We start from the raw sequence: 16,186 nt of genomic DNA, 5'->3' as shown, positions 1-16,186 counted from the left end.
AGCTTGTTTAATAGGATCCATTCTGCATATATATTCCTCCAATATATCTTTTATAAATATAGCATCCGGATATAAATAGGTAAAATCTAGAGTTTTTTTTACAACAATATCTTTTAAATTATTATCAACTACAATACTATCATAATTTTTAATCAACATAACTGATACTATATCATAATAATCAATTTTACCTTCTTCATGAAGATATAAATATGTATGATTATCAATTTTATTATTTTCATAAAAATTCATAAAAGCATTGTAATGATGGGAGGTTCCAAAAATATATTTAAAATTTTTATTTTCTAATATAAGACTTGATGTAGTGTTTAAATAATATTCCCACGGTTTACCCTTTAGGCTTAAATCTCCATGAGTCCAAGAATGTACGGAAATTATACTATACCCAACAAGATATTTAGGAAATATTAATTTATCATCTTTTTGTATCCTATAACATATTTCTTTATGCAACAAATCAGATACTTTTAGCTTTCTATTTTTACTATCATAATTACAAAACTCATAGGGATATAAAATTTGAATATCATAATGATATTCAAATTTATTTTCTAAAGGCGATACAAAATTATCAAAATCAAAATTAGCAATATTTTTTCCAAGTTGATACATAATAGAAAACATTTGATGTCTAGTTTCTGGCATGTTATTCATATAAAATTTCATAATATCTTTAGATAAATATAATTGTTGAACATCTATACAATTAAAATGAAACTTATTACAACAATATCTATGACCATTATTAATTTTTTCAACCATAATTAATGAATTTTCATTTTCTAGAATAGGAAGTAAAAGAACTAATATTTTTTTATTCAATTTTGACAATTCTTGATAGGTTAAAAATATATTTTTAAGAATTTGATTTTCATAATATAAATTAGAAAATTCAACATTTTGTACTACATCAATAATATTAGATTCAATTATAATTAAATCCGCTTTTTTTATAATATCACAATTAGTTTTTCTATGTATTTCATAACAAATATGTAATATATTAGCACCTCCTAAAGATAAATTTTTTAAATTAATGTTTTTTTGATTTAAGCCAGCTCTTAATCCATTAAAAATTAAAGAATTGCTAGCTCCGATTAAAACTATGTTTTTCATAAAGATCCATCCTTAAATAATTTTAAGTATAAAAATTTAATAATTATTAAAGCTAATTTTTGTTTTAATTATACTAAAAATTATTATTTTTATCAAAGATATAATTAATGAAAGAAAAAATTCAAACTTTAATAATAAATGCGTTGCTTAATTATGGAAATGATTATGAAATTGAAGAATTAAAATCTGTCAATTCCGAAACAAAGCTTTACAACGGACTTGGTGGATGTTTAGATTCTTTGGCTTTAGTTAGTTTAATTTCTGATTTAGAAGAAATTTTGAGTGAAGAATTTAAAAAAGACATAATTTTAGCAGATGAAAAAATGATGAGTTCTAGAAATTCTCCATTTAAAGATGTTAATTCTTTAGCAGAATATATTATACAAAAAATTGAAGAATAAGATGCAAAAAATTATTGTTATAACTGGAACCAGAAAAGGCATAGGTAAAGAACTTAGTGAGTATTATTTAGAAAAAAATCATATTGTTTGCGGGTGTTCAAGAGGCAAGGCTAGCATAAACCATCCAAACTATAGACATTTTGAATTAGATGTTAGCGATGAAATGTCAGTTGTTAATATGATCAGAAATATCAAAAAAGAATTTAAAAAAATAGACATATTGATCAATAACGCAGGTATAGCCTCGATGAATCACCTATTAACAACGCCTAATAAAAGTGTAGAAAATATTTTTAACACTAACTTTTTTGGTAGTTTTTTGTTTATAAGAGAAGTGGCTAAAATTATGAGTCAAACTTACAAAAAAGAAAATACTTCTATGCCTTATAGAATTATCAATTTTTCTACAGTAGCCACCCCTTTAAGATTAGAAGGCGAGGCTATATATGCAGCTTCAAAAGCAGCTATTTGCAGTCTTACTCAGATTTGCGCTAAAGAATTAAGTCCTTTTGGCATCACTTGCAATGCTATAGGCCCTACTCCAGTTCCAACGGATCTTATAAAAAATGTTCCTAAAAATAAAATTGATGATTTATTAAATAAACAAGCTATAAAAAGATTTGGTGAAGTTAAAGATGTGATTAATGTTGTTGATTTTTTTATAGATGAAAAGAGTGATTTTATAACAGGACAAATTCTTTACTTAGGTGGCATTAATGGCTGAATTTAGCAATGATTTTTTAAAAAAGATATTTAAACTAAAATTTCAAGATCATCATGCCTTAATTTATGAAAATAAACATTATACTTACAAGCAATTACGCGAAAATATCCTTAACAAAATTGAAATTTTAAAAAGCAAAACCAATAGTAAATTAGTTGCAATTATAGGTGACTATGATTGTGATAGCGTGGCTTTATTTTTAGCTTGCATAGAATTAAACAAAATCGCCATTCCCTTGATTGATGAAAAAGAAATTGATAATAAATTAAAAGAAATTAATTGCGATATCTTATTTAAAGATGGACAAATTAGTTTCAATGATCAACAAGATAATTTAACCCAGCATGAAATTATTAAAAAACTGACAAGTCAAAATAAAGCGGGGTTAATTTTATTTTCAAGTGGCAGCACTGGAAAACCAAAAGTAATTGTACATGATTTACAAAAAATACTTAATTCTTATATTGATAAAAAATTCAAACATATCAATATGCTTCTTTTTCTAATGTTTGATCATATTGGTGGATTAAATACCTTATTAAATTGTTTGAGTATGAATGCTTGTGGTATAGCAATAAAAGATAGAAAAAATGTTGATTTATTGGCAAAAAGTATAGAAAAATATAAAATATCGCTGCTGCCAGCTTCTCCGTCTTTGCTCAATTTATTCTTAATTTCTAATGCGGTTGAACAATACGATTTAAGCTCTTTAAGGTTAATTACTTATGGAACTGAAAAGATGCCTGAGGCTTTATTGGAAAAATTAAAAACAGTATTTCCTAAAGTTAAATTTCTTCAAACATTTGGCACAAGCGAAATAGGTATTGCACAAACAAAAAGTTATAAAGATTTTATTAAACTTGAAAATGTTGATTATAAAATTATCAACAATGAGCTTTTTATAAAGAGTAATACTCAAAGTTTAGGATATTTAAACGCTGACAATTCTGCTTTTGATAACGAGGGATATTTTGCAACTGGAGATTTAGTTGAAGTTATTCATGAAAATGGCGAAGAATATATAAAGATCATAGGCAGAAACAAAGAAATAATCAATGTTGGTGGAGAAAAAGTTTTACCTCAAGAAGTCGAAGGAATAATTTTGCAAATTCCTTTTATTCAAGATTGTTTAGTATATTCTCAAAAAAATCCTATTACCGGACAAAGCGTGTGTGCTAAGATAGTTCTAGAACAAGGAAAAACATTAAATTCTTTAGAACTCAAAAAAGAAATTAGATTATTTTGTAAAGATAAATTAGCAAATTATAAAATTCCCACCAAAATAGAGATTGTCGAAAAACTAGAATTTAGCGAAAGATTTAAAAAATTAAGAAATTAATAAGCAATTTTTATTTTTTATAACAATTTTATTTTTTTAAAAATATATACTTTTACTTTTAAAAATTTTAAATTAAATTGGTTTTATAATCCAATTTAATTTTTATTATATTTCAATCTTACTTCAATTTATTTTAGTTTTAAAACAAAATCTCATTTTCATTTAAATTAATATTATTTCTTGGCAAAGGTGATTTATCTGTATAATAAGCACTTTTACCTTTATAAGTTCCTTGATAAACTCCATTTGGAATGCTGAATTTTCTTGTTGTATTTGGAAATTTCTCTATATATTGAGTTAAAAAGTCCTTAAATACTGGTGCCGCAGTTCTAGCCCCGCTTTCTGTATAACGCATTGGCTTGTTATTGTCATTTCCATACCAAATCAATGCTTCAATCTCTGGAGTAATCCCGCAAAACCAAGCATCGACATTTTTATTTGTCGTTCCCGTTTTTCCAGCTATATCTATACCTTTAACCTTAGCATTACGACCTGTTCCACTTTCTACAACATTTCTCATCATATCAAGCACTAAAAAGCTTTGTTCTGGATTACTCACTCTATGTTCACTTGAGTCAAATTTCATGATCACTTTGCCATCTTTATCTTGAACTTGTCTTATAATTTGAGGTTCTTTTATCACCCCATAATTTCCAAACATAGTATAAAATTTAGAATACTCCAAAGGAGAAATTCCAAAACTTCCCAAAACTATAGATAAATTCGGCGGAATATCTTTAAAACCAAATTCCATCAATTTAGAATAAAGCACATCAAGTCCGATATCAAGTGCAAGATTAATCGTGGCAAGATTTCTAGAACGCGTTAAAGCTTCTTTAAGAGTGATCAAACCTAGGAATTTTCCACCATCATTTTTAGGTTTCCAAACCTTACCTCCACCTGAAAAAATTCTAGAAATATCCGCAATTTCACTCATAGGAGAATAACCTAAATTAATCGCCACTTGATACACAAAAGGCTTAAAAGAGCTTCCTGGCTGACGCATACTTTGAGTAGCACGGTTATAATTACTTTTTTCATAATCCACTCCACCGACAAGTGCCAAAACATCACCACTTTGATGATTAACAACCACCATGGCACCATTTAAAGTACTTAAATTTGCATCTTTATCACGCTTTACAATTTCATCATAACCAAATTTTAAAGCATTTTGCGCCATTTCTTGAACATCTAAATCAATATTTAAAGTGATTTTATAACCACCCGTTCTTAAATCCTTAATACTAGAACTAAGTTGCTTCATCACCTCATCAACAACATAGGGAGCGGCATTTTGTGTTAAGGTATCATTATAAATTTTAGGCACCTCTTTCATAGCACTATCATAATCACTTTTAGAAATCCAACCTAAACTATACATTCTTGTTAAAACATTATTTGCCCGTGAAATAGAAAGATCTAAATGTTTGGTTGGATCATAGCTGCTTGGTGCTTTAGGAATACCAACTAGCATTGCAATTTCTTTAAGACTTAATTCGCTTAAATTTTTATGAAAATAGCCTTGTGCAGCAGTTTTTACGCCATAATATCCATGTCCAAAAAAGATAAAATTCAAATATCTTTCTAAAATTTGTTCTTTGGTTAGTAAGGTTTCAATTTTATAGGCAAGTAAAGCTTCTCTGATTTTCCTTGTGATGGTTTTTTCTGGAGTTAATTCTGTATTTTTTATAAGTTGTTGAGTCAGGGTGGAAGCACCTTCTACAGGCTTACCAACATTTTTTATCACCTTCAATCCTGCTCTAAAAATAGCATCGATATTAACACCATTGTGCTCAAAAAAACTCGTATCTTCAATCGCCACTAAAGCTTCAATCAGACGCGGAGGCAATTCATCATACTTTGCGTAAAAGCGATGCTGTTCAAAGATATTGGCGACTAATTTTCCATTTCGATCAAAAATTTGCGTTGTAAGCGGTGGTTTATATTCTTTAAAGGTATAATCTTGAGTATCCACACTTGCAAAGAGATATCCAACATAAATAACACCTGCGATTAACAATAAACCAAAAAATGAAAAAATATATCTTAAAATTTTCATAAATAAGCCTTTAAAGTTTGGGTATCAAGCCCTAAAGCTGTACTTGAATTTCCTATTTGTTTTTTTATAAATTGTCCATGAAAACCTTCATGCATAATGCAACCTGCCTTACCTTGAAAAAGATTATTTTCTACATAATCTTTTAAGGCATTTTTATCAAATTCTCTAAAATAGAGCGTTGTTTTAGAAAGAGAAAAAACTCTTTTTTGAGTATTAACCAATAAAAAAGCACTCAAAATACTTGCACTTTTACCATCTTGTAAAGCGAGCATTTCATAAGCTTCATTTTTATCCTTTGCTTTGGTTAAAATTTTATCTCCTATACAGACAATGCTATCAGCAAAAAGCACAGTTTCATTTAAAAAATCTTTTTCAAAAGCAGCAAGAAATTGTTTTTCCTTTTGAAGAACGACATTTTGAACATATAAACTTGCTAAAATATTTTTATTTAAATTTTCATCATAATCAAAAGCAATTTGCTTAAATTCAATATTTTCTTCTTGGAGTAATTTTGCCCTCGAAGAAGAACTTGATGCGAGAATTAACATTGAATTGCTTTTTCTATATGATCCAAGCTTTGTTTTAAAGCTTCATCAAGTTTAGTTATATCTTTACCTCCTGCTGTAGCAAAATCATCTCTTCCACCACCATTTCCACCTAAAATTTGTGCCGCTTCTTTAACCAAAACTCCAGCTTTTAAAGGAGCGTCTTTTACTCCAGCGGCAAGAAGAACTTTACCCTCTTTTACTTGAGCAAGTAAAATCACAGCTTTACTAAATTTATTTTTAAAATCATCAATCATAGCTTTAATATCGCCGTTTTGGATACTTTCAACGCAAATTTGTATCCCGTTGATATTTTTTGATTTTAATTCTGTTTTGTTTGAATTTCTTAATTCTTCTTTTAAGATAATAATTTCGTTTTTAAGTTTTTTTATCCCATTTAAAACATCATTATTTTTTAATTCTTCTTTGATTTTAGCCATTTCATCAAGCTGATTTTTTACAAATTTTAAAGCCGCTTTAGATACAACCGCTTCTATGCGTCTTATGCCTGCACTCACGCCACTTTCTTTAACGATATAAAAACTACCAATCTGTGCTGTATTTAAAACATGAGTTCCACCACAAAGCTCTTTACTTTCTCCTAAAGTTAATACGCGAACATTATCTTGATATTTTTCATTAAACAAAGCTATAGCTCCGTTCTTTTTTGCTTCATCTAAAGACATACTTTCAAGCACTGCATCGCTTGAAAGTATAATCATTTCATTGACTCTTTTTTCAATACATTCTAGCTCTTCTTTACTTAAGGTTTTAGGATGAGTAAAATCAAATCTTAATTTATTAAATTCTACCAAAGAACCTGCTTGAGAAACATGACTGCCTAAAATTTCTCTTAAAGCATGATGTAAAAGATGGGTTGCTGAGTGATGACGTGCAATCTGCTCTCTTTTTTCAAAATCAATCTTTGCTTTTATATTATCATTGGTTTTTAATTCTTTATTAGCATTTACAAAACTAAGATTAAGTCCAAAGAATTTTTGAGTGTCTAAAACTTCACAATCATCTAAAAATCCCACATCAGCACTTTGTCCACCGCTCGTTGCATAAAAAGGCGTTTTTTCAAGCATCACCCAACCTTTACCCCGAAGGGATGAAATTTCTTTAAAATTTTCATCTAAAAGAGCAAGAATTTTAGTTTCGCATTCTATTTTTTCATAACCAACAAATTCATTTTCCCCAAATTTTTCAAGTAAAATCTTAAAATCACCGCTCGCATTTTTACTTCCACTTCCTTTCCAAGAAGCCTTAGCACGCTCTTTTTGTTCTTGCATTAAGGTTTCAAATTTTTCCTCATCCACTTTAAGATTTTTTTCTCTAAGCATATCTTGAGTTAGATCAAGCGGAAAACCATAAGTATCGTAAAGCTTAAAAGCAACTTCTCCGCTGAAAATTTCTTGAGTGTTTTTAAGCTCTTCGTTAAAGATTTCAATTCCATTTTCTATAGTGCTTAAAAATCTTTCTTCTTCAAGCCTAATTTGCTCTTTAACAAATTCTTTTTTTTCATTTAAATAAGTGTAATGATCTCCCATCAAATGACAAACCATATCAACTAATTTATACATAAAAGGCTTTTTAAATCCCAACAAATAACCATGTCTTAGAGCACGACGCAAAATTCGTCTTAAAACATAGCCTCTACCTTCTTTATCAAAATTTGTCCCTTGGGCAAGTAAAAACACGCTAGAGCGTATATGATCAGCGATCACTCTAAAACTTGCACCACTTTCATATATATATTCTTTTTTACAAAGTTTGGAAATTTCATCAATAATTGGCATAAATAAAGAACTATCAAAATTACTGAATTTTCCTTCCTTGATCGCCATAACTCTTTCAAGACCCATTCCTGTATCAATACTTGGCTTTGGTAAAGGACTTAAAGTTCCATCAGCACTTCTTTCATACTGCATAAAAACAAGGTTCCAAATCTCTAAAAATCTATCTCCATCCCCGCCCATATAATCTTCATCGCTATTAAAATGCTCAGCACCTTGATCATAAAAAATTTCACTGCAAGGACCACAAGGGCCTGTATCGCCCATTTGCCAAAAATTATCCTTATCTCCAAATTTATAAATTCTTTCTTTTTCTATGTGCTTTTGCCAAATTTCAAAAGCTTCATTGTCATCTTGATGAACGGTTACATAAAGTCTATCTTTAGGAAGTTTTAAAATTTGAGTAACAAATTCCCAAGCATAAGAAATCGCTTGTTCTTTAAAATAATCTCCAAAGCTGAAATTTCCAAGCATTTCAAAAAAAGTATGGTGGCGTGCTGTATAGCCAACATTATCTAAATCATTGTGTTTTCCACCCGCTCTAATACAAGTTTGACAGCTTGTTTTTCTTGGAGGATTTGGACGCGGAATTTCTCCAGTAAAAATACTTTTAAAAGGTACCATACCTGCGTTAGTAAAAAGTAAAGTTGCATCATCAGGAACTAAAGGACTTGAAGGGGTGATTTCATGTCCTTTAGAAGCAAAAAAATCCAAATAAGCTTTTCTAATATCCATAAAGACTTCCTAAAAGAATTTTTATAAAATCATATAATACCAAAATTACTTTAAATTAAGTAAAACTAAACTACAATAAATATTTTAAAAACTCTTAAAAATGCAAAGGTATATATGAATTTCATTAATCTCAATGCACAATATTTAGCTTATAAAGATGAAATTGATGCTGAAATTCAAAGCGTTTTACAAAGCTCTTCTTTTATAGGCGGATTAAAACTAAATGAATTTGAAAAGAATTTAGCCAATTTTGTAGGCATTAAACACGCCATAGGGTGTTCAAGTGGAACTAGTGCTTTGTATTTAGCCTTAAGAGCCTTAGATATTAAAGAAAATGATGAAGTGATTGTTCCTGATTTTACTTTTATTGCAACAGCTGAAGCTGTAGCATTAGTAGGCGCAAAACCTGTTTTTGTGGATATCAACCTTGATAATTACAATCTTGATTTTAAAGCCGTAGAACAAGCTATCACATCTAAAACAAAAGCGGTTATTGCTGTGAGTATGTTTGGGCAAATGAGTGATTTAAAAAATTTAAATGAAATGCTAAAAAATAAAAATATCACTCTTATCGAAGATGGGGCACAAAGTTTTGGTGCAAGTTTTAAAGGAGAAAAATCTTGCTCTATTGCACCTATTTCTTGCACCAGCTTTTTTCCATCTAAACCTTTGGGTGCTTATGGAGATGGAGGAGCCATTTTTTGCCATGATGATGCTTTAGCACAAAAAATAAGAATTTTACTCAATCACGGACAAACCGAGCGTTACAAGCATGAATTTATAGGTATAAACGCACGTCTTGATACCCTTCAAGCAGCTATTTTAAATGTGAAATTAAAACATCTTGAACAAGAAATTGAAAAAAGACAAATTCTAGCCAAAATTTATAATGAAAATTTAAAAAACTGCGTGATTCCAAAAATCAATACTCACGCTAAAAGTGTTTATGCACAATATAGCATTTTAGTGGAAAATAGAGCAAATATCTTGCAAAAATTTAAAAAAGCCAATATACCTTATGCAATTCACTATCCAACCCCGCTTCATAAACAACCTTGCTTTAAAGAGACAAATCATTTAGAAATTAAAAATTCAAGCTATGTGAGTGAGCGTATTTTATCTTTACCTTTTTCAGCTTTTTTAGAAGAAAAAGAACAAGAGCAAGTTATTGATCTTTTCAAGGATTAAAAAATGAAAATCGGTATAATAGGCCTTGGTAAAATGGGGCAAAATCATCTCAATGAACTTGCTAGAAATTCTCATTTTAAAATCAATGCCCTATTTGATCTTTATCAAAATTCAAATTTAAGCCAATTTGATGATATTTTTTTCGATAATCTAGATGAATTTATAAAACAAAATAATGATATTATTATTATCGCAACGCCTACAAATTCACATTTAGATATTGCAAAAAAAGTTTTAAACTCTGCAAAAGCACTGCTTATAGAAAAACCTTTGGCTTTAAATTTAGCACAAATTGAAGAATTAAAACAAATAGCACAAAATAAAAAAATAGCTGTGGGCTTTTGTGAGCGTTTTAATCCTGCTATTTTAGCCTTAAAACAAAATTTAAAAGATGAAAAAATTATCAGTATAAACATACAAAGATTTTCACCTTATCCACAAAGAATTAATGATGTTGGGATTTTACATGATCTAGCCGTGCATGATCTTGATTTGATTCGCTTTTTAAGCCAAAAAAATATCACAAAAACCAAGATTATCAAACGTTTTACTCAAGATAAAAATAGAGAAAGTGAAAGTATCTTAGCTTGTGAGCTTGAAGGAATTATAGCTTCTTTGCATCAAAGTTGGAATTGCTCTTTAAAGCTTAGAAAAATTCATCTTATAACAGAAAATCATTTTTTTGAGGCTAATTTGGCTGATTTTAAATTGCTTAAAGACGGCAAAGAAATTCAAATAGAAAAAAATTCTCCTTTATTTAGTGAACATCAAGCTTTAGCGAATTTAATCAACAATAAAGAACATTTCCTAGCAAACATTGATGATGCCTATGAAGTCCAAAAAATCTTAGAGGAAGAAAATTGAAATTAGTTTTATTTTTAAACATGGGCGGAGCCACTCATTTAGAAGATTGTAAAACTTTTTTAAAAAATATGTTTAATGATCCTTATATCTTAGGAATTAAAAATAGATTTTTAAGGCGATTTGTGGCTTGGATGATAACCTTATCACGCACCAAAACCATGCAAAAAAATTATATTAAAATGGGCGGAAAATCTCCTTTAAACGAAATTACACAAAATTTATGTCACAAACTCAACTCCTTACAAAATGAATTTAATTTTGATTTTGTCAATTTATACGTCCCACCTTACGCTAATGAAGTTTTAAAAAAATATTCCTTAAATTCAAAAGATGAAATCATCCTTTATCCACTCTACCCTCACCACTCTTGCACCACAGTAACTTCTTCACTTGAAGTTTTACAAAGAGAAATTGAAAAATTAAACATCACTAGCAAGATTAAAATAATGGATATTTTTTATAAAGATGCAAATTATAATCAAATGATTATTTCTCATATCTTAGATAAAAAAAATCAATTTGATGCCAAAACTCTTATTTTTTCAGCCCATTCTTTGCCAATTTCTCTTATACAAAAAGGAGATTTGTATGAAAAGCATATTAATGAGCATATTCAAATTTTAAAAGAAAAACTCAAAAATCATTTTGAAGAAATCATTCTTTCTTATCAATCTAAATTAGGCCCTGTAAAATGGCTAGAACCTAGCACAAGCGATATTTTGGCAAAACTTAAAAATAAAGCCTTAATTTATCCTATATCTTTTTGTATTGATTGCTCTGAAACTATCTTTGAACTAGGTATGGAATACAGACATTTAGCTGCTAAAGATTATGCATTAATTTCTTGTCCAAACGATAGTGATGAATTTATTGATTTTATTTTAAAATCTCTTAAAAATTAATCCTATGTTTAATTTTTAAAAAATTCAAAAGCTCTTCTTTAGCCTTTGAAATATCATCGGTATTGAGTTTAAAATCTATTTTTTCTGGCTGTTTATAAGTTTTATCATAATATTCTAAAAGCATTGTGATAAGTTTATTCCACTCTTTTTTTTCATAATTTTGCAGCAAATCTTGCTTGAAATTAGCACTAATATAAGGAGTAATTTTTGCAACACATTCTTTAAATTTTAAAGGAGTCATTTTATTTTTATAAAATTTTTCAATTCTTTTAATGCGATTTTCCAAAGAACAAAAACAATAAATTTTAAAAGCATTTTGCATACTCTCATAAAGCTTTAAAGGTAAGATTATTTCTCCGATTTTACGACTTTCACTTTCAATAAAAGCAAAATCATTAATCTTACTAATCTTATCAAAAAGTAAAGATTCAAAAGCTTTTTGAGTGGGTTGATCACCCAAAATATTTCCAAAAGAAGATCCTAAATGATTTGCCATTTTTTCTAAATGAATGGCATGAGGTAAAGATTCTAAAAGCTCACTTTTTCCACATCCAGTATTTCCACAAAGCGAAAATAATTTCAAATTTAAAGTTTGATCAAAAAAATTCAGTAAAAAAGCCCTATAAGCTTTAAAACCTCCTTTTAAACGTGCTACTCTATAGCCTAATTCACTTAAAATAACCGCTATAGATTTAGAACGCAACCCACCTCTAGCACAATAAATTCCAACCTTAGATCCTATGCGAAATTCTTGAGTGATAATAGGAATATGACAAGCCATATTGGCACAAATATAGCTTGCACCCTCTGCTTTAGCTAAAGCCTGATTTTGTTTATAAAGTGTCCCTATTTTTTTATGTTCATCATCATTTAAAGCATAAAAATTTAAAGCTCCTTGAAGATGAGAATGGGTAAATTCTTTCGGACTTCTTGCATCGATTAAAAGATCAAATTTTTCTTGATTAAAATTTTCAAATTCTAATTCACTTAACATTGTTAAAAGCATTAACTAATTTATAATACACATCTTTTAAATCTGTACCACAAACCCTAGTTTCTCCTATAGTTGTAATAAAATTAGTATCTCCAAACCAACGAGGCACCAAATGATAATGACAATGCATCGCAATGCCTGCTCCTGCATCTTTACTTAAATTCATCCCGATATTAACACCGCTTGCGTGAAGTTCGTTTTTTAAAATCTTAACGCCCTCTCTTACCCAATAACTCATTTCTTGCCAAATCGCCTCATCTAAATTTTCTATATGCTCTTCATGTAAATAAGGTATGATCATAAAATGTCCCGCAGAATAAGGATAGCGATTCATCACAGCAAAACAATGCTTAGCTCTAAAAATAACGCCTAATTTTTCATCATCATCTATTTTATTAGCACAATCGCAAAAAGGACATTTACTCTTTTCTTTCTCAAAATATTCACTTCTCCAAGGCGCATATAAGTATTGCATTGAATTTCCTTAATGATTTACATTGCTTATTAAAAAAGCATCTATGCCTAATTTTTGTAAGTATTGTAAATTTTCTTCATCATTAACACTAGCAATAATGATTTTAGAATTTGGAATTTGACTGATGAGTTTTTCACATACTTGCACATAGTTTGAAAAATTTTCATCCTCATTACAAATACTTACAAGATCAGCTCCAGCTAAAATCGCCTTGCTTAAATCCTCTTTATCGCAAATTTCAACCAAAGCTTCAAGTCCTAAATGTCTTGCAAATTCAAGCAATTTTTTAAGCTCTTTAGTGCTTAGCATTTTAGCGATCAATAAAATAAAATCTCCACCATAAACTAAGGTTTCTAAAATTTGATATTCATCGATGATAAAATCTTCTCTTAATAAAGGAATTTGAGTGTAGCGACGTATCATACTTAAATTTTCAAGCACGCCATTAAAATGCGGCCAAGTAGATATAGAAAGAGCAGCCGCTCCTTTTTTTTCACTCTCTAAGGCTAAGGGTAAATTTTGATTTAAATCCTCTTTAATTTGAGGGATCAATTTTATCTCTTGATCTATTCTTTTTAAAGCCTTATGCACATCTTTAGGAAAAAAAGGATTTGAAGCTAAAGATCGACCCAGCATATCATAGGGTAAAATCTTTTTTCTCTCTTCAAGTTCTTTTTGAATTTTTTTATAAATTTCATCTCGTTTTATAGCTTTAAACATTTTTTTATTGCCTTTATATGAGCTTTACTTTCTTCAGAATTTGAAAACTCTTTATCTTTAAAAGTTTTTTTCAAAATTTCCCAAGCCTTATGACAATCTCCAAGCTTATAATATCCCCAAGCCAAAGAATCCAAATAATACAAATTCTGCGGATCTTTTTTCAAAGCAAGTTCTACAAATTTAATCCCTTTTTTAACATCTAAATCATAATCAATCAGTAAATATCCATAATAATTTAAATACAAATCATTAGTATTTTCATCAATCGCTTTTTCAAATTTTTCCTTTACAGCTTGTATGATTTTGGGTGTAATTTTTTTCTTTAAACTCGCATCTTCAAATTCAAAAACTGCAGCACGCAAAAGGTATTCTTTATTGTGAGTGCGTTGATAAACCTGCATACTTAAATCTTTAGCTTGATTATAATATTTTAATTTTTGATATAAATACAATTTAATATCATCATCCAAATTGTATTCTAAAGCGATATTTAAAGCTTGTTTGACTTGATTTTCAGAATTAAGCAACTCAACCGCGGATAAAATAAAATTCTTACTTTTAGTGATTTCATAAAGCTGAAGATAAACCTCTACTAAAGCTTTATAGTCTTTTTCATCGTTATAAATTTTTGCAAGCAAAATACAAGTTTTTAAAGTACAACCATTTGTTTTTCTAGAATTTTCTAGCAATTCTTTAATGCTAGCTGTATTATTCAAAATCGCATAAACGCTTACAAGTTTTAATAAAATTTCCTCATTTGAAGCATAATTATAAGCTAAACGATAGTATTTTGCAGCATTTTTAAGATCATTTTGCTTCACTAAAATATCGCCATATAATTCTAAATTTCTTGGATCATTATTTTCTTTTTTTAAAAGCTCTTGCACTAATTTTTTAGCATTTTTAAGATCATGAGAGTTAAGATCATAAAGGGCACTAAGACGCTTAAGATTATCATTTTGATTTAAATAAGGCTTTGCCATTTTGTTGATTTCTTTTTTTTGATCAAGATCATTGACTAAAGTAATTAAAAATGCATTTTCTAAAAAATGAGTATTATTATAATCCTTAAAAAGCTTTAAAAACTCATCTCTAGCTTCTTTATTTTGGTGAAAATACTCATAATTATAAGCCTTCATCACCCTTAAATCAAATTCATTACTTTTAAATTTTTTATAATCAGGATAAACAACGACGGTTTTAGAACCAGCACAAGCACTCAATAAAATAGCGATTAAGATAAATAAGTAATTCCTATACATTCTTTTTTTAATTCCTCTTGATGTGTTTTAAAATATTCCCAAAAAGGAAAGGTGCGACATTGCATTGGACGATAATCATAAATTGAACAATTTCTATTTATAGGATCAAAAAAGATACACGCGTATCCACCTTCAAATTCAACCTCTTTAAAACTCATTTTAAAACCCACTTTTCTAAGATATTTTAAAGCAAATTCTTCCTCACTTAAGCCTAAATATTCTCTTAATTTTTTAAGCTCCTCTTTACTTGCAAAAATATTACCACTATCTCCGATACAACATTTTCCGCCACATTTTTGACACGCATTTTCATCAAAGCAATAAGAAAAATCTTTTTTAAAAATCATAACTTTCCAATATAAACCTAGAGTGAATTGTTTGCATTTTTTGACTCAAATTTCCATTTTCATAAACAAAAAATGGGGGCAATATCTCGCAAAAAGACTTTACGCTTTTTCTAGCCTCAATCAAAACAAGTCTAGCTTTTTCATTTTTATCACTATGCACAAAACAAATTTTAGTCATTTTTAGCTTTTTCTTTTCTAAAGTCACACAAATTTTATCAAACGCTAAAACCTCATAGCAAAAATACAAAATTCCCCTAGGTTTAAGCATAGAATTTGCCTTAGAAATTAATTCATCTAAAGGTAAATAGGATTGAAATTTACTGATATTTTTATGTAAATTTTGACTCTTATAAGCTTCTTGTCTATAAAAAGGAGGATTAGAGACTATAAAATCGAATTTTTTTTGGGTATTAAAATTTAAAAAATCATCGCAAAAAACCTCAGCTTCTATGTGATTGGATTTTAAATTTTGCTTGATAAGTTGTATGTTTCTTTCTTGGATATCGATCATTGATAACTTGATTTTTTCATTAAATTTTTTAAGTAAAATGCCTAAAATTCCACATCCAGATCCAACATCCAATAATTCATTTTTTATCCCACATTCTAAAATAAAATCAGCTAAAATTAAAGAATCACTATTGTAACGATAGCCATCTTTTAATTGTGCTAATAAAATATTTTCTTGTTTCATT

The 16,186-nt window shown here is 28.7% G+C and carries 16 protein-coding genes; 6 read left to right on the top strand and 10 right to left on the bottom strand.

Annotated elements, in window-relative coordinates; translation table 11 throughout:
• Positions 1–1,137: hypothetical protein (locus H2279_RS06330; RefSeq protein WP_337195958.1), on the bottom strand; the 1,137-nt coding region annotated here is incomplete at its 3' end.
• A 107-nt stretch (positions 1,138–1,244) separates the two neighbouring features.
• Between H2279_RS06330 and H2279_RS06325 the strand changes: the two genes are divergently transcribed.
• From H2279_RS06325 to H2279_RS06315, 3 genes are read left to right on the top strand one after another with little or no spacing between them, the layout of a single operon-like run.
• Complete coding sequence (locus H2279_RS06325; RefSeq protein WP_337195957.1) at positions 1,245–1,538, top strand: hypothetical protein; 294 nt, start codon at positions 1,245–1,247, stop codon at positions 1,536–1,538.
• Between the two features lies 1 nt (position 1,539).
• The gene (locus tag H2279_RS06320) at positions 1,540–2,262 is read left to right on the top strand and encodes an SDR family oxidoreductase (RefSeq protein WP_137622912.1); all 723 of its coding nucleotides are present in this window, start codon (positions 1,540–1,542) and stop codon (positions 2,260–2,262) included.
• A complete protein-coding gene (locus tag H2279_RS06315) occupies positions 2,255–3,601 on the top strand; it encodes an ANL family adenylate-forming protein (protein ID WP_337195956.1) in 1,347 nt (448 codons plus the stop codon). The genes H2279_RS06320 and H2279_RS06315 overlap by 8 nt, the downstream gene beginning before the upstream one ends.
• Before the next feature lie 139 nt (positions 3,602–3,740).
• On the opposite strand, the gene H2279_RS06310 is transcribed toward H2279_RS06315, so the two are convergent.
• The 3 genes from H2279_RS06310 to alaS are packed head-to-tail and all read right to left on the bottom strand — an operon-like array spanning position 3,741 to position 8,739.
• Positions 3,741–5,663 carry a penicillin-binding protein 1A gene (locus tag H2279_RS06310; protein WP_137623568.1) on the bottom strand — a complete coding sequence of 641 codons (1,923 nt, stop codon included), beginning with the start codon at positions 5,661–5,663 and terminating at the stop codon, positions 3,741–3,743.
• The gene (maf, locus tag H2279_RS06305; protein WP_337195955.1) at positions 5,660–6,211 is read right to left on the bottom strand and encodes a septum formation inhibitor Maf; all 552 of its coding nucleotides are present in this window, start codon (positions 6,209–6,211) and stop codon (positions 5,660–5,662) included. Before maf ends, H2279_RS06310 begins: the two co-directional genes overlap by 4 nt.
• The gene (alaS, locus tag H2279_RS06300) at positions 6,205–8,739 is read right to left on the bottom strand and encodes an alanine--tRNA ligase (protein WP_337195954.1); all 2,535 of its coding nucleotides are present in this window, start codon (positions 8,737–8,739) and stop codon (positions 6,205–6,207) included. The genes maf and alaS overlap by 7 nt, the downstream gene beginning before the upstream one ends.
• A gap of 114 nt (positions 8,740–8,853) precedes the next feature.
• Between alaS and H2279_RS06295 the strand changes: the two genes are divergently transcribed.
• The 3 genes from H2279_RS06295 to hemH are packed head-to-tail and all read left to right on the top strand — an operon-like array spanning position 8,854 to position 11,693.
• On the top strand, positions 8,854–9,927 hold the full coding sequence (locus H2279_RS06295) for a DegT/DnrJ/EryC1/StrS family aminotransferase (RefSeq protein ID WP_337195953.1): 1,074 nt from the start codon (positions 8,854–8,856) through the stop codon (positions 9,925–9,927).
• Between the two features lie 3 nt (positions 9,928–9,930).
• Positions 9,931–10,791, top strand: coding sequence for a Gfo/Idh/MocA family protein (locus H2279_RS06290; RefSeq protein WP_337195952.1), 861 nt, complete (start codon positions 9,931–9,933; stop codon positions 10,789–10,791).
• Entirely contained in the window at positions 10,788–11,693 is a 906-nt protein-coding gene (hemH, locus tag H2279_RS06285; protein WP_337195951.1) for a ferrochelatase, read from the top strand. The genes H2279_RS06290 and hemH overlap by 4 nt, the downstream gene beginning before the upstream one ends.
• Here hemH and mnmH read toward each other — a convergent pair.
• The 6 genes from mnmH to H2279_RS06255 are packed head-to-tail and all read right to left on the bottom strand — an operon-like array spanning position 11,683 to position 16,185.
• Positions 11,683–12,687, bottom strand: a complete 1,005-nt coding sequence (gene mnmH / locus H2279_RS06280) for a tRNA 2-selenouridine(34) synthase MnmH (RefSeq protein WP_337195950.1) — start codon at positions 12,685–12,687, stop codon at positions 11,683–11,685. The two genes, hemH and mnmH, sit on opposite strands and share 11 nt — an antisense overlap.
• On the bottom strand, positions 12,677–13,162 hold the full coding sequence (locus H2279_RS06275; RefSeq protein WP_137622903.1) for an HIT family protein: 486 nt from the start codon (positions 13,160–13,162) through the stop codon (positions 12,677–12,679). The genes mnmH and H2279_RS06275 overlap by 11 nt, the downstream gene beginning before the upstream one ends.
• Positions 13,163–13,171: 9 nt before the next feature.
• Positions 13,172–13,882, bottom strand: a complete 711-nt coding sequence (locus H2279_RS06270) for an indole-3-glycerol phosphate synthase TrpC (protein WP_407920020.1) — start codon at positions 13,880–13,882, stop codon at positions 13,172–13,174.
• Positions 13,867–15,144 carry an ATP-dependent nuclease subunit B gene (locus H2279_RS06265; RefSeq protein ID WP_337195949.1) on the bottom strand — a complete coding sequence of 426 codons (1,278 nt, stop codon included), beginning with the start codon at positions 15,142–15,144 and terminating at the stop codon, positions 13,867–13,869. Before H2279_RS06265 ends, H2279_RS06270 begins: the two co-directional genes overlap by 16 nt.
• Complete coding sequence (locus H2279_RS06260) at positions 15,117–15,491, bottom strand: YkgJ family cysteine cluster protein (RefSeq protein ID WP_137623576.1); 375 nt, start codon at positions 15,489–15,491, stop codon at positions 15,117–15,119. Before H2279_RS06260 ends, H2279_RS06265 begins: the two co-directional genes overlap by 28 nt.
• Complete coding sequence (locus tag H2279_RS06255; RefSeq protein ID WP_337195948.1) at positions 15,481–16,185, bottom strand: tRNA1(Val) (adenine(37)-N6)-methyltransferase; 705 nt, start codon at positions 16,183–16,185, stop codon at positions 15,481–15,483. Before H2279_RS06255 ends, H2279_RS06260 begins: the two co-directional genes overlap by 11 nt.
• Position 16,186 lies beyond the last annotated feature (1 nt).

This window comes from Campylobacter sp. B0100352/1, from assembly GCF_020135855.1.
Classification (GTDB): domain Bacteria; phylum Campylobacterota; class Campylobacteria; order Campylobacterales; family Campylobacteraceae; genus Campylobacter_D; species Campylobacter_D taeniopygiae.
The sequence above is the reverse complement of the archived record's forward strand: the minus strand, read 5'-3'. Positions and strand labels throughout refer to the sequence as shown.

What these genes read in the sequence shown, in the direction of transcription:
- H2279_RS06325 (WP_337195957.1), top strand. Translation starts at nt 1,245, where the DNA reads ATGAAAGAAAAAATTCAAACTTTAATAATAAATGCGTTGCTTAATTAT.
- H2279_RS06320 (WP_137622912.1), top strand. Translation starts at nt 1,540, where the DNA reads ATGCAAAAAATTATTGTTATAACTGGAACCAGAAAAGGCATAGGTAAA.
- H2279_RS06315 (WP_337195956.1), top strand. Translation starts at nt 2,255, where the DNA reads ATGGCTGAATTTAGCAATGATTTTTTAAAAAAGATATTTAAACTAAAA.
- H2279_RS06310 (WP_137623568.1), bottom strand. Translation starts at nt 5,663, where the DNA reads ATGAAAATTTTAAGATATATTTTTTCATTTTTTGGTTTATTGTTAATC.
- maf (WP_337195955.1), bottom strand. Translation starts at nt 6,211, where the DNA reads ATGTTAATTCTCGCATCAAGTTCTTCTTCGAGGGCAAAATTACTCCAA.
- alaS (WP_337195954.1), bottom strand. Translation starts at nt 8,739, where the DNA reads ATGGATATTAGAAAAGCTTATTTGGATTTTTTTGCTTCTAAAGGACAT.
- H2279_RS06295 (WP_337195953.1), top strand. Translation starts at nt 8,854, where the DNA reads ATGAATTTCATTAATCTCAATGCACAATATTTAGCTTATAAAGATGAA.
- H2279_RS06290 (WP_337195952.1), top strand. Translation starts at nt 9,931, where the DNA reads ATGAAAATCGGTATAATAGGCCTTGGTAAAATGGGGCAAAATCATCTC.
- mnmH (WP_337195950.1), bottom strand. Translation starts at nt 12,687, where the DNA reads ATGTTAAGTGAATTAGAATTTGAAAATTTTAATCAAGAAAAATTTGAT.
- H2279_RS06275 (WP_137622903.1), bottom strand. Translation starts at nt 13,162, where the DNA reads ATGCAATACTTATATGCGCCTTGGAGAAGTGAATATTTTGAGAAAGAA.
- H2279_RS06270 (WP_407920020.1), bottom strand. Translation starts at nt 13,882, where the DNA reads ATGTTTAAAGCTATAAAACGAGATGAAATTTATAAAAAAATTCAAAAA.
- H2279_RS06265 (WP_337195949.1), bottom strand. Translation starts at nt 15,144, where the DNA reads ATGTATAGGAATTACTTATTTATCTTAATCGCTATTTTATTGAGTGCT.
- H2279_RS06260 (WP_137623576.1), bottom strand. Translation starts at nt 15,491, where the DNA reads ATGATTTTTAAAAAAGATTTTTCTTATTGCTTTGATGAAAATGCGTGT.
- H2279_RS06255 (WP_337195948.1), bottom strand. Translation starts at nt 16,185, where the DNA reads ATGAAACAAGAAAATATTTTATTAGCACAATTAAAAGATGGCTATCGT.